The sequence below is a fragment of the Pseudarthrobacter raffinosi genome (assembly GCF_023913835.1).
Taxonomy (GTDB): Bacteria; Actinomycetota; Actinomycetes; order Actinomycetales; family Micrococcaceae; genus Arthrobacter; species Arthrobacter raffinosi.
Genome location: NZ_JAMXBG010000001.1, coordinates 166,551 through 179,775, shown reverse-complemented (window position 1 = coordinate 179,775; position 13,225 = coordinate 166,551). Strand labels below are relative to the sequence as shown.

At 59.7% G+C, this 13,225-nt stretch carries 9 protein-coding genes; 6 read left to right on the top strand and 3 right to left on the bottom strand.

Annotated elements, in window-relative coordinates; all coding sequences use genetic code 11:
* The first annotated feature begins 23 nt into the window (after positions 1-23).
* Positions 24-689: an NUDIX hydrolase gene (locus NG697_RS00785; RefSeq protein ID WP_252613261.1), complete on the top strand. Its 666-nt coding sequence runs from the start codon at positions 24-26 to the stop codon at positions 687-689.
* Between the two features lie 125 nt (positions 690-814).
* Entirely contained in the window at positions 815-1,456 is a 642-nt protein-coding gene (locus NG697_RS00780) for a TY-Chap2 family putative peptide chaperone (RefSeq protein WP_252613253.1), read from the top strand.
* A gap of 46 nt (positions 1,457-1,502) precedes the next feature.
* On the opposite strand, the gene NG697_RS00775 is transcribed toward NG697_RS00780, so the two are convergent.
* The 3 genes from NG697_RS00775 to NG697_RS00765 are packed head-to-tail and all read right to left on the bottom strand — an operon-like array spanning position 1,503 to position 4,984.
* Positions 1,503-2,387: a hypothetical protein gene (locus tag NG697_RS00775; protein ID WP_252613251.1), complete on the bottom strand. Its 885-nt coding sequence runs from the start codon at positions 2,385-2,387 to the stop codon at positions 1,503-1,505.
* Positions 2,384-3,988 (bottom strand): SIR2 family protein, encoded by a 1,605-nt coding sequence (locus NG697_RS00770; protein ID WP_252613249.1) that lies wholly within the window; start codon positions 3,986-3,988, stop codon positions 2,384-2,386. The genes NG697_RS00775 and NG697_RS00770 overlap by 4 nt, the downstream gene beginning before the upstream one ends.
* Before the next feature lie 6 nt (positions 3,989-3,994).
* On the bottom strand, positions 3,995-4,984 hold the full coding sequence (locus tag NG697_RS00765) for a hypothetical protein (protein ID WP_252613247.1): 990 nt from the start codon (positions 4,982-4,984) through the stop codon (positions 3,995-3,997).
* Between the two features lie 152 nt (positions 4,985-5,136).
* Between NG697_RS00765 and NG697_RS00760 the strand changes: the two genes are divergently transcribed.
* The 4 genes from NG697_RS00760 to brxC all read left to right on the top strand — a co-directional run bounded on the left by NG697_RS00760 (position 5,137) and on the right by brxC (position 13,217).
* On the top strand, positions 5,137-8,247 hold the full coding sequence (locus NG697_RS00760) for a DEAD/DEAH box helicase (RefSeq protein ID WP_252613238.1): 3,111 nt from the start codon (positions 5,137-5,139) through the stop codon (positions 8,245-8,247).
* 199 nt (positions 8,248-8,446) lie between these two features.
* Entirely contained in the window at positions 8,447-9,211 is a 765-nt protein-coding gene (locus tag NG697_RS00755) for a hypothetical protein (protein WP_252613236.1), read from the top strand.
* Positions 9,208-9,765 (top strand): BREX protein BrxB domain-containing protein, encoded by a 558-nt coding sequence (locus NG697_RS00750; protein WP_252613233.1) that lies wholly within the window; start codon positions 9,208-9,210, stop codon positions 9,763-9,765. Before NG697_RS00755 ends, NG697_RS00750 begins: the two co-directional genes overlap by 4 nt.
* On the top strand, positions 9,762-13,217 hold the full coding sequence (gene brxC / locus NG697_RS00745; RefSeq protein ID WP_252613231.1) for a BREX system P-loop protein BrxC: 3,456 nt from the start codon (positions 9,762-9,764) through the stop codon (positions 13,215-13,217). Before NG697_RS00750 ends, brxC begins: the two co-directional genes overlap by 4 nt.
* Positions 13,218-13,225 lie beyond the last annotated feature (8 nt).

Sequence of the window (13,225 nt, the reverse complement as noted above, 5' to 3'; positions counted from 1 at the left end):
GCAATACTGCGATAAATAATGGTGTGAAGGATTCCAAGAACAACCCTGCAATGTCCCTGCTTGACTACCCGCGGCCGTCGGTGGCGGTGGACACTGCGGTGCTGACCGTCGCGGAAGGCAGTATCTGCGTGCTGCTGGTGCGCCGCTCCGAGGACCACCAGCACGGAAAGTGGGCCCTCCCAGGCACGTTCCTGCGCGAACGCGAGACCCTGGCGGATGCGGTCCTGCGGTGCCTGCGCGAGAAGGCTGGAATCTCCGGGCGGGTGCCGCGGCAGCTGCAGGTGTTTGACGAGCCGGGGCGCGACGACCGCGGCTGGGTGCTGTCGGTGGCGCACGTGGATGTGGTGCCGCTGGCGGCACTGCATGAGGCGTTGAAGTCCGACGGCGTCAGGCTGGCCTCCGTGACCGGGGAGCCGGAGCTGATCGCCGGACTGCCGTACGGGCACGCGGACATTGTGGCGACGGCGGTGGAGTGGCTGCGGGCCGCTTACGCGGAAGAGCCGGACCCTAGGGCGCTGCTGGATGAGCCGTTCACGTTGAAGGACCTGCGGGAGTTGCATGAGGCGGTGGCCGGCGCTCCTTTGATGCGGGACACGTTCCGGCGGTTCATGGAGCCCAAGCTGGCCGGGACGGGGCAGATGTCTGACGGGACGAGGGGCAGGCCTTCACGGTTGTGGAGAAGGCCCTAGATCCGTGTTGGCATCGAGCATGAATCGACTATGGCCTTAGAGTTCGATCACGCGGGCTATTTGTAGTGCTCGCGCCCCGTTAAGGGCGGAGTCGGCCAAGAATGTTTCAGAAGGGGATCCGGTACGTGGATCAGAATTCGATTGTGTATAGGCAGAGAAATGCGCTGGCGTGGAAAGTTGTCGGCGAGCTCTGTCGTCGGGACAACAACTTGTACCTCGGACCGAAGGGCAGAGCTGACAACGGCGTTGACGCCAACGCGCTCATGGTTCTGTCATCAGCTGGTCTTACGTACCAGGCCCGCCGGTACGGTCTCGGCTTCGTGGCGGCGAAAGGTGACATGGAGCTTCAGATTGAGTGGGATCGCGCGCAGCAGTTCAATAGCGCTCGAGAAATTGCTTTGGCTCTTGAGCAAGGGATTGGGTTCAGCTTTCCTGCGCAGTCCCCTCCCACCACGCCGCGAGCGCTCGGCTACCGCGTTATAGCGTCGCTCCTGGAGATCACTGCGACTGAAAGGGCCCGATGGATGGAGCGGTCCATTGGACGCGGTCCCCTAGACCCAGCTAGCGAATTTAGTCGTGGCCGTCTCAAGAATTGGGAAGGCGCCCGCCATCAGATCATCAAAGACAACTTGTGCATTGCCGAATTCGATAACTTTGGATGGGTAAAGACGGAACGCGGCCTGGTTGATTTGCAGGCATGTTACAAACTGCTGGACAGAAGTCTCCATCGAGTAGTGCTGGAACACTTCGGTGGCCACTTGCTTTAGACGGTCGTTGAAGTGACTAACTTCAATTCCTATGGCGTTCGACACATCACAATGGCCGTGGCCAGTAATTGAGTGTGCTGATATCACCGCGTTTTTTGGTGGGCGTACGGTAGCCGTACTTGCCAATTACTCGGTCGAACAGCGGACCTTCTAGGACAGGATCGACCATAAATCCTCGCCGGCCCGAGCCGGCGTCGTGCTCCCAGCTGTCCGGAATGATGCGGAAGAGACCGCGGGTGACGCCCCGGTGGACCGCCACTACTTGGTCAATGCCGTGCTCTTCGACCCTGGACTGGCTCAGCTTCCACCAGCAACGGACGGAATCGCCCAGTTCATTTGCGTATGCTGCCCGGTCAGTCGAATTGAGCCATTCGGTACGGAAGCCGTATCCACTACGTACCGTACCGCCCGGCGAGACTTCTTCAAGGTCCACCCACGGTTTGAGCGTGATGAGAAGAATTTGGGGAACGTTCGGCTGAAGGTCGGGAGCTCCGAACTCAGCGACGATGTTGGACAACGTTTCGATCCCATGGCCACGGGCCGACTCTCGTCGTTCATTCGTCAGCGCAGCGAGATGAGAAAGCGGTGTCATGCGTGAGCTCGATTGAGTCAGGAACGACGACAGGAGATCGATGGCGGCGGCTTCGACGTGGGTGTATTCGCTTCCCATGCCATGCCGAAGAATCCACACCTCTGGCTCCAGTCCCACGCTTCGAATGTCGTGGATGACCGCGATCTTTCGCGATCGCTCCACCGGCGTCTCGTCGTCGCTGGCAGAGAGGGTCTCCGCCTCAATTCCGTGAGCTGCAAGTCGGGTTCCTGTTCCCTTGCCCACATAGAAGGGCGACATTGTGCGTGGGTCAATCAGGAGATAGACGTAATTGCCGAGGTACTCGGCGACCTGTGTCAGGACCCTAACGTCAATTTTCACAGCACTTCATTCCGTTCGTAGTCGTTGCCTGGGCTGTAGCCCAACGTCAGGAGCGCTGTGTGGAGTACGTCCCATACCTCGGCGGTAGCCTCATACCTAGATTGTTTTGCGAGTGTCAAAAGCTGCTGTCGGAGTTGGTTCTCCTCCCTGGAGAGTCCGCGAGTGTATGCGGGAGCCAGCAGATAGGAGTGACTGTCCGTCGCGTAGGCCATCATCATGTCGAGGAAGATTTCGAGCTCCCTTCCCGCTGCGCTAACCGCGTTCTGCATCGCCTCCTCACCTGAGTCCAGATCGGGGGTGTCCCCCGACATAGGCAAGATGTCCAGTCTCCCTTCCCAGACGAGCTTCTGAAGCGGCTCGTGAAAGAGTGATAAAACCGTGCCCATTTGGTGCCTCTGGGAGACGTTGGTCGGCAGTGCGCGCCTGACGTCGTGGACGATTTCGTGGAAATGATCGTCGGCAAGACCGAAGCCGACGAAGAGCAGGTGATGCGTGAGCAGGTGAGCTTTAACCAGAGCTGAGAGCGCTTCCCTGTTGCTGTTGTAACCGAGGTAATCATCCCGTGTGAGCACAATACTCCCCGGCTGACTGACGGATCCGTGCAGCTTCAGCAGCCAGTTGTTGCCGACTGCAGGAACATTCTCCGGCAAGACAGTTCTCGGCCTCTGCGCATCGAGACAGGCGGTTTCGAAGAGTCTGTCGTAATTGAGTGTGATTGCGCCTACCGATGGCAGCGTGGCAAGCAACGCGGGCGCCAATCCGTACCTGGGCAGGTCGACGGCATCTGCTACAGCCTCTCCAAAAGCTGTGGGCGACCCATGCTGGTCGGAATAGAGTTGCTCGAGTACCCCTGCCTGGTCAAGAACACCGAGATTCTTGAAAGCTGCCTCTTCCGTTGGCATCAGCTGGACGCCTGTCCTGAGCTTGTCGAGGAGTTGACCCCAGCTTGGTGCTCCGGCGCTGACGCTGACGCCGGCGCCCAGAAAGGGAACCAGGTGCCCGGCCCGGGCTTTGCCGCCTAGATTCTTGGCGCTGCCATGCAGTTGATCACCGAGGGAAGGCCACGTTGAGTGATTGGCCGACTCGCGGCGCAGCTTTTGAGCCAAGGAGAACGCAGCTTTGTCTCGCAGCACCAAGACGAGATCGACGCCGTACCGGGAAGCGAGTTCGTTGCAGGCGTCGAGAATCGCGCGCAGAGCAGCGCCTAGGTGATTCCCAGCCCCGCCTCCGGCCGTACCGAAAAATGGCAAGGCTAAGAGCCGCCTCGGACGCGTGCCTGATTCTGGAATCACAGCCACGGCGCTTTGCACAAATGCTTCCAGCCGCGTGCTAACGCGGGCTGGCGTCCAACTGCCGTCGTCCGGGACCGCAGTCATTATCGGCTGCGGTGTATTTGGGTCCCAAGGCCGGAGCGGCTCGGCCAACGCAACTCCGTCACGGAAACTGTCCGAAGCTGAAGCGGCGGCGAGCTCCCGGAGCTGAGGATGAGCCAAGAGCCAGTGTTGCTCGATACGGACGTTCGTGTCCGTCGGAAGCAACCAAGCATCACACTTAAGATTCAAGATGTCGGCCATGGCTACAAAAACGTGCGGCTTAGTCATGCCGGCTCACTCCTCGATAATGATTGAGGCGCCATTGACCCGCAACCAAATGCTGTCCTTGGGCGATCCAATCGATTTCATGATCGTTTTACCTAGTCCAAGGGTTCCAGAGCGGGAGCCATTCACTCGCCACCGCGCTTCGACTCTCTGCCCCTGATAGTGCACGTCCAGGTGTCCATCTACCGCAGGCAACGCGAACTTCGATCGGGCGGGGATGCGCAGGTTGGATCCAGCACGGTCCTTATCGGTGATGACCTGAGACTCAATTCGCGTTTCTTGGGCCGCGCCGACTTTGACCGCGTCAGTCAGGTTTTCAGGGCGAGGAACAGCGGCCGGGGTTGACGGGACTTCAGCATGTACGGCTGGTGTCAACATAGTTGAGCTGTTCACTCGCTCAAGCTTGTATCCGGCCATACCGTGCCTCTTCAGAGTGCCATCTTGTACCTGGACGTTCGCAAACGGAGCAATTCGCTCAGAATCGTGAAGAGCGCGGCGTAGGGAAGGGTGCACCGCAGCCGCGAAGGTTTCGAGCAGTCGCGCCTCGGCCGATTTTGGTGCTTCGGTCGCCGCGTAGTGGACAAAAAGTTCGCCAAGGTTGTCTAGAGTCTTCAGCCACCATCCACCTGCATGCGGTGCCCGTTGGCCTATTTGAGTTCTGTAGTACTGATTGAGGCGATTCCGGACTGAAGTTCCGGCCAGCCCGACGTACAAGACGGCTGATTCCGGAATCCAGAAAGCTCCGATTCGATCGGCTAGTTGCTCGCTTGTTGCCGGCGCACCATCGACCGTCACTGACGGGCAGTTGGTCCTGAGAGACGCAAGCGCCTCGAAGTCAGGCTGATAGATCCCGCTCCGGCCAACCGCGTCGCTGACGTCCGGGGTGGACGCCACCACGTAGACGCCGGGACGGTCTAGCGGAACTTGGTCGCCCCAAATCACAACACCCGCCGGATGTAATTCGGATTTTTCGAAGAGTTCCCCCACTGAAATGGTCATTGGGCCATGCTAAATGACACCCCGGACAATACGCGTTATTGGTATTTGTCGGCTCCACCAAATAGCCTGGCGCAGTGAACACATCCGATGGGGGATCGGCAATTGAGCAATTGCCCGAAGGTCTATATGAACTACTCAAAACCGATGGGCTGATGACATGCCTCACAAAGATTCCTCAGCTGGAGGCCCGTTTCGGGTCTGTTGACGACGAAGACGCCGCAGACGTCCTTTCCCGCCACGTCGCTGACGCCGTCAGGCAAGCTCTCAGCGCAGAGAAGCCATCGGACAGAGTTGAGTTGGCCAACCGGCTCCTCCGGGAATTGAGTACCCCAGATCGTATTGCCGATGGTCCCGCCCAACTTCAATCGCTGCACCGCCCGGACGCCCTCAAACGCAGGCAACTCCGCCGTCCCACCACCAAGCTCAGTGACGCAGCACTGCTGACCAACAGCAAAGACGAGCCGAACCTCGCCGCGGAGCTCCGGGCCGAGATCGAGTCCGCCAACACGATTGACCTGCTCTGCGCCTTCGTCCGCTGGACGGGCCTTCGCCTGCTGCAGCCGGCCCTCGAGGAGCTCAAGGAGCGGGGAGCCCGCCTGAGAGTCCTCACCACTACCTATATGGGCGCCACGGAACGCCGGGCCATCGACGAACTCGTCAACCGCTACGGGGCTGAGGTGAAGATCAATTACGAAACCCAAGCCACGCGCCTTCACGCCAAAGCCTGGCTGTTCCGCCGTAACTCCGGCTTCGACACCGCGTACGTCGGGAGCTCCAACCTCAGCCAGGCTGCGCTGCTGGATGGCCTGGAATGGAACGTCAGGCTCAGCTCAGTTGGCACGCCCACTCTCCTGCAGAAGTTCGAGGTCACCTTCGACAGCTACTGGGAGCAGCGAGCCTTCCAAAGCTACGACCCGGTACGAGACGGCGAAAAGCTGGACGCAGCACTCGAACGTAATGGCGGCCGTCGCACCGCAGCGCCGGGCGCAGCCACCGGGCTCGAAGTTCAGCCGTACCTCCACCAGGAGGAGATGCTAGAAGAGCTGGAAGCCGAGCGGCTCAAAGGATTCAACCACAACCTCCTGGTCGCCGCCACGGGCACGGGGAAGACAGTTATTGCTGCCCTGGACTACAAGCGCCTCTGCGAAGCCGCTGGCCGCGACCTGAAAATGCTTTTCGTTGCCCACCGACAGGAAATCCTCAAGCAAGCGATGCGCACCTACCGGGACGTCATGCAGGACGGCGCATTCGGTGAACTCTACGTGGGGGACCACAGCCCGAAAGAGTGGAAGCACGTCTTCGCCTCAGTCCAGTCGCTGTCCTCGCTAGGCATCGAGCAGCTGGAACAGGGCTTCTTCGACGTCGTCGTCATAGATGAATTCCACCACGCCATGGCGCCCACCTACCGACGCCTGCTGGATCACCTGAAGCCGCAGCAACTTCTGGGACTCACTGCTACGCCGGAACGCGGCGACGGGGTCGACGTCGCCAAGCAGTTCTTCGACGGGCGCACGGCCAGTGAGCTCAGGCTTTGGGACGCCCTGGATGCTGACCTGCTGGTTCCGTTCCACTACTTCGGCGTCTCGGACGACGTCGATCTGAGCCAGCTGGATTGGAAGCGCGGCAACTACGACACCACGCAACTCAGCAACCTCTACACCGGCAACGACGCCCGCGCTGCCAAGGTGATCCGCGAACTCCGCGACAAGGTCACTAGCACCGACCAGATGCGGGCCATCGGCTTCTGCGTCTCGGTCCAGCACGCCCACTACATGGCCGAGGTGTTCAATCGTGCCGGAATCGCCTCCGTTGCTGTCGACGGCAGCACTGACGACGCCGACCGCGCAGCGGCGCTTGAGCGCCTCCGCCGAGGGGAAATCAACTGCATCTTCGCCGTTGACCTCTTCAACGAAGGCCTGGACCTGCCGCAAGTGGACACCATCCTGCTGCTTCGGCCCACGCAGAGCGCCACGATTTTCCTCCAGCAGCTGGGACGGGGGCTGCGCCGTGCCGAGGGAAAGGCCGTTCTGACGGTCATGGACTTTATCGGCCAGCAGCGCCGTGAGTTCCGTTTCGATCTGCGCTACCGGGCGCTCACTGGCTACGGGCGCAAGGAGCTGGAGAAGGCTGTCGAGGAGGAGTTCCCGTATTTGCCGTCGGGCTCCCAGATCATGCTGGACCGGGTGGCGCAGAAGGTGGTGCTGGACAACATCAAGGCACAGCTCCGGTTCAACCGGGCACAGTTGGTCCGTGATATCGCTTCCTACGCCGAGACCGAGCTCGAGGGCTATTTGGAGCGGTCAGGGAACGACGTGAAGTCGATCTACCGTTCGACCAGGGACTCGTGGACCGGCTACCTCCGCCAAGCGGGGCTGATCGAGGACCGGGGATTGAGCCTGTCGAAATCAAGCCTGTCGGAATCGCCGGCACAAGACATAATCAAAGGCCAACTCGTCGCTAATGCAGATGCCGACGAGAAGAAGCTTCTTGGACGCATGGCGGCGCTCATCCATGTGGACGATCCGGAACGCGCCGAGGCGTACTCGATGCTGGTCGGCCCCGACGCGCTCCGCTACTCGGAGCTTGGAATGAGGGAGCAGACGTTCGCCCGCATGCTGTTTTATACCCTGTGGGACGACGGCGGCGGTTTCCAGACGTACGACGCCGCCCTGAACTATCTGCGCGGCTACCAGTTTGTGTGCAGCGAGATCCGCCAGATCGTCCAGTTGGGAGTGGCCGCTTCCAAGCACGCGGCCAAAGGTCTGGGTGTTGGGCTGCAACATGTTCCGCTGCTGTCGCACGCGACTTATCGGCGCGAGGAGATCCTTGCGGCGCTCCAGTATGGATCGCTGGAGTTGAGCAAAAACGTTCAGCACCGCGAGGGTGTGGCGTGGTGCCCGGCGACGTCCACGGACGCCTTCTTTGTCACTCTCAACAAGGACGACAAGAAGCACTCGGCTACGACGATGTACAAGGACTACGCTATCAGCCCGGAGTTGTTTCATTGGGAGTCGCAGAACGCGACCTCACCCGGTAGTCCGACGGGGAAGCGGTACCTGGATCGGGCTTCGCATGGCTCGAGGGTCTTGATCTTCACCAGGGATACCGCGGACGACGAGACCGGCCTGACAGTTCCGTACACGTGCCTGGGACAGGTGGACTACGTGCAGCACACGGGCGAGAAACCGATCGCGATCACGTGGAAGCTGCAGCGGCCGATGCCGGCGGATGTGTTCGTGACGGCTGCTGCTGTGGCGCAGTGAACGCCGTTTCCTGCTAGACGATGCAACGCGACGAGCGGTCGGCTCGACAAAGGTACACGCCCATCTGCGGCGTATACCTGAGGTGTCGGTGGCTCAGCCTAAGATGAACTGTATGTGGCGGCTGACTGAGCTGCTTCTGTGCAAGGGTGTTCGATTTACCGAACGCGTTGGGATCCTGACATTGCGAGAGGTGGGCACTATGGCTAGTGACGCGGTCGGAAATGCGGTTTGGAGTCACGTGAGGACAACGGCCAGTAACACCATTGGTCTGGCACATCTGGTCGAGCTCCTTGATTCGGCACCGAAGGATGCGTCACTAAGCGACTACACGGAATTGGTTGTCGACGAGAACTTGCTTGGTCGTGAGACGGGTGCAGGCCGCCAGCGCACACTCAGGCAGCTTCGTGAGGTCTTTACCCTTGACCCCGATTACCCTCCATTCCGTGCGTTGAGAGACCTATGGGGAGAGGACAAGCAAGGGCAGCCGCTGATGGCTGGGTTGCTTGCCTTCACCAGAGACGAGTTCCTCAGAGACTCTTTCAGCGCGGTTAGGGGGAGGCATATCGGTGAAACCGTCTCCTCGACGGATCTGGCTAGGGCCGTCGGCGATGCCCACCCCAACACACTCAGCGTCAGTACGCTTAGCAAGGTCGGCCGAAATACGGCGTCTTCGTGGCGGCAGATAGGGCACCTCTCAGGCAGAGCATTGAAGGTGCGAGCCCGCGTTCAAGCCAGGCCGTCGACGGCTGCATATGCTCTTTACCTCGGCCACCTATCCGGGCTGCGGGGCTCGCTGTTGATGGATTCCCCTTGGACTGAACTCCTGGATACAACCCCGGATCATGTCCGACTGCTCGCGGCCGAAGCGTCGACGCTCGGTTATTTGGAATTCAGATCATCCGGCGGTGTGGACGACATTGGCTTCTCACACTTATCAAGGAACGAACCGGAGCTTGGCAAATGAGTGTCATAGATGGTTTGGCTGATTCATTCGAGCGCCAGGCTCGTCTCCCCTGGAAGCGGAACATCTCCTCAGCCGAGCGGGTATGGCTGGTAGTTTACGAGCCAAGTATTGAACGCCGCCTACGAGCGCAGATCGGTGAGTTTCAATTTCGTGCGGCCAATAGTGGTCACACCTGGGTGGACGTCGATCTCACGAACGCATTTGGTGAGTGGCTGGCCCAGCATGAATACGCTGAATCTTTTTATGAAGAACCTGAGTTGTTGTCGACAGCAACGCTAGAAGATTTCGACAGTTTCGTCGTGGAAAAGCTAACCGCCGCCCTAGACAGCGATGATGTCGACGAGGACACCATCGTTGCTGTATTGGGAACGGGAGCTCTGTTTCCATTCACTCGTGCCAGCAGGGTGATCGAGTCAGCCGAATCAAATATTCGGGGCCGGCTTGCAGTTTTCTTTCCCGGACATCACTCCGGATCAAACTACCGCCTGCTCGATGCTCGCGACGGGTGGAACTATAGGGCAATTCCGATTACTGAGGGAGAGGACGCCTCGTGACCATCAACTATGAAGTATTTTCCAAGGATCCGAGGACTAGCGAGATTCCAAATACGGGCGTCTCCAAGTTGCTCCCACCCCAATCAGAGGCGGAGTGGAGCGTTCTCCGGTACGAGCTCACGAGTTTTGTCTGTGAAGGCGAGTACGAAAGAGGCCTAGACCGGATCCTGGGAAGCTATTTGGAGCATTTGAGCCGGCCGGAACAGCCAGCCGTATGGGTCAGCGGGTTTTTCGGAAGCGGGAAATCGCACATGGTTCGGGTGCTCGAATACCTCTGGACTGATTCAGTGATGCCGGATGGAGCCAGCCCCCGAGGTTTGACCCGCGTATCGTCGCAGATCACCAATCACTTCACAGAGCTGACCACGGCAGCAAAACGCGCCGGGACCCCGCTTTGGTCTGCCGCAGGGACACTTGGAACCGGTGGCGCGGAGGATATCGAGCTCGCCTTCCTGTCCATCATTTACCAGGCGGCGGGCTTGCCAACGAAAATTGGCCCCGCGCGGTGCGCCTTGTGGCTGAAATCGGAGGGGTTGTTTGACTCCGTAGCGAAAACGCTAAAGGACCAATCCCGTGACGTCGATGCCGAACTACGAAACCTGTACGTTTCCCGGGCGCTTGCAGACGCCGTACTTGTTCATAGCCCGGGCCAGGCCTCGGACGCAACAGAACTCCTCAAGCAACTCCGAATGAACTTCCCGGACAAGGCAGCCCTGACTATCGATGAATTTGTCGAGCAAGTCCGCGAAGTCTTGGAGACGGTTTCCGGGGTACATGGAACCACCCCTCTAACTCTGATCGTTCTTGACGAACTTCAGCAATACATTAACGACGATGCAGCTAAGGCCCTCAAGGTCCAGCACTTAGTTGAGGCATGCTCATCTCGTTTCGACTCCAAGGTACTGGTCGTCGCAACAGGACAATCTGCCATGACCGGCAACCAGATCCTTCAGAAGATTGTCGACCGCTTCGGCGTTCAAGTCGAGCTCAAGACACAGGACGTCGACACCGTAGTCCGTCAGGTTGTCCTGAAAAAGGATCCGGCGCGTACGAACGAGATCAAGATTGCGCTGGACACGGCGAGTGGGGAAATAAGCCGGGAGCTCGCCGGGGCAAAGATTCAGCACCGAGAATCGGATGACCGGTCGTTAATTGTGGACTACCCGTTGCTGCCCTCGCGTCGTCAGTTTTGGGCGGGTGTTCTTAGTAACGCGGACATGTCCGGAAAAGGCGGCCAGCTTCGTTCGCAACTTCGCGTCATCAGCGAGGCCAATCAGCATGTGTCTGAAGAGCGTCTTGGAACCGTCGTCGGGGCGGACTTCATCTACGAAGCAATCGCGGGCTCGATGCGCTCCAGCGGCAAGTTGCCCAGAGACACACAATCGCTCATTGATGACGAGCGACTCGGATCTGATGATGGCCCGCTGCGGGCCCGGGTGCTGGCTACCGTTTTCCTAATCGGACTGCTGCCTACTAGCGGCTTCCATGACACAGGGGTCCGGCCCAGCGCCGAACATATTGCCGACTTGTTGGTTGAAGACCTCAACGAGTCCGGGAGCTGGCTCCGGAAGGACGTCCCCAGAATCCTTGCGACGCTGGTTGAAGAAGGAAAACTTCAACAGATCAGCGGCGAGTACCGAATCCAGACACCAGAAGGCCAGGATTGGGATCAGGACTATCGTGCAAGGAAGTCCGCGCTGATCGGAGACGCCGGCAGGGTTGCAATGCTTCGGGACGATGCATTCGCCGCTGCCGTGACTGCTCTTCTTCCGGCTCGTGTGCTGCACGGCCAGACGAAGGCACCGAGGCAGCTTGCCGTCGTTTATGGGACACTTCCCGATGCCGGCGACGATTCCATACCAGTTGGAGCGGTGACCGGCTGGGCCGTGACTGAGAAACAGTTCATGGACCAGCTGAAGGGGTGGGGTACCGAATCGTCGCTGGTCGGAGCCTACCTGCCTCAGATCAGCCCGGACGACTTCCGGGATGCGCTGGCCACCTACCACGCCGCCAAAGAGGCCATAGAGGTCAGACCGCAGCCCAGCACGGACGAAGGCCGGCTCGCCAAGCGTTCGGTCGAGTCTGTGCGGGACTCAGCCAAGGAAAGGCTGGATGCCCTTGTCGCGGAAGTCCTTGACGGTGCCAGCGTCGTTCAGGCAGGCGGGTCAAGAGCCGAAGGCGCAACGTTGAAGGCCAAAGTCGAATGGGCTGCCCTTCGCGCCGCGGATCGCTTGTTCCCGCAGTTCTCCCTGGCGGACAATCCGGCCTGGTCCAAGGTTGTTGATCGGGCACGCGGCGGCAACACGGCAGCATTGGAAGCGGTCGGGTACACCGGGGATGCAAACAAGCATCCTGTTGCGAAGTTGGTCTTTGAAGCCCTGAATTCAACATGGACCGTGGGCTCGGCCATCCTCTCGAAGTTCTCCAGGGCCCCTTATGGATGGCCGAAGGACGCGATAAACGGAGCCATCTTCGCCCTGCTAGTCTCAGGGGACATTCGCGCACAGGTCAGCGGGAAGGATGCGGCTGCGCCCTCCATACCCACCACCGGCGTTGGCGCCGCCAGCTATATTCGCGAGTCAATATCCATCGGCGTGCAAGAGCGAATCGGTGCTCGCAAGACCCTTGCATTGGCTGGCATCACGTGCGCCCCTGGCGAGGAAGCAGCCAGCGCGACACTTTTGGTCGAGCGACTTTCCACTCGTGCTGTCTCTCTTTCAGGCGACGCCCCATTGCCGGTGATCGCGATCCCATCCCAAATCGTCCAGTTGGGAGCGCTGCACGGCAATGAGCTCCTGCTTGGACTGTCCAAATCAACAGAGACGGTGGACGCTTTCGTCGCGCTTCTGGACACGCTCAAGGCGCGGCGGGAGGACCGGACGGGCAAGTGGCAACTTGCCGAGCGCCTTGCTCGTCACGAAGTCCAACTGCATGGGGCACCGGCGGTAGTCGGGAATCTCGAGGCCATTCGCGCAAGTCGGTCCCTTCTTGAAGATCAGGACCCGGTGGGTCCGACGGTTATCGAGCTGGCGGATGCCCTTCGGGGCGAGCTGAAACTGGCCTATTCGGAGTACGAAAGCGAATTCAATGCGAGGCTGGCGGCACTAACCACGGACACGGTTTGGGAATCGATAGACGGTACCGCTGCCGCGAAGATCCTTGCTCAGAACCATCTTTTGAGAGCCTCCGAGCCGTCAGTGGCAACGCCGAAGGATGTCGCAGATGCGCTTGATATAGCGCCGCTGGAAACCTGGGCAGATCGGAAGGCCGCACTTGGCGGCAGGTTCGAGAAAGCCAGAACTGAGGCCATACTGTTGACGATTCCGCAGGCGAAGAAGATAGCCCTTCCTGCGGCGACTCTCTCAAACAGTGACGACGTCGACGCCTACGTCGAGCGGGTCCGCGCGCATCTACTATCAGAGCTGGCTTCCAATACTTCGATTGTGATTTGAGGACTCCG

What these genes read in the sequence shown, in the direction of transcription:
- NG697_RS00755 (WP_252613236.1), top strand. Translation starts at nt 8,447, where the DNA reads ATGGCTAGTGACGCGGTCGGAAATGCGGTTTGGAGTCACGTGAGGACA.
- NG697_RS00760 (WP_252613238.1), top strand. Translation starts at nt 5,137, where the DNA reads ATGACATGCCTCACAAAGATTCCTCAGCTGGAGGCCCGTTTCGGGTCT.
- NG697_RS00765 (WP_252613247.1), bottom strand. Translation starts at nt 4,984, where the DNA reads ATGACCATTTCAGTGGGGGAACTCTTCGAAAAATCCGAATTACATCCG.
- NG697_RS00770 (WP_252613249.1), bottom strand. Translation starts at nt 3,988, where the DNA reads ATGACTAAGCCGCACGTTTTTGTAGCCATGGCCGACATCTTGAATCTT.
- NG697_RS00750 (WP_252613233.1), top strand. Translation starts at nt 9,208, where the DNA reads ATGAGTGTCATAGATGGTTTGGCTGATTCATTCGAGCGCCAGGCTCGT.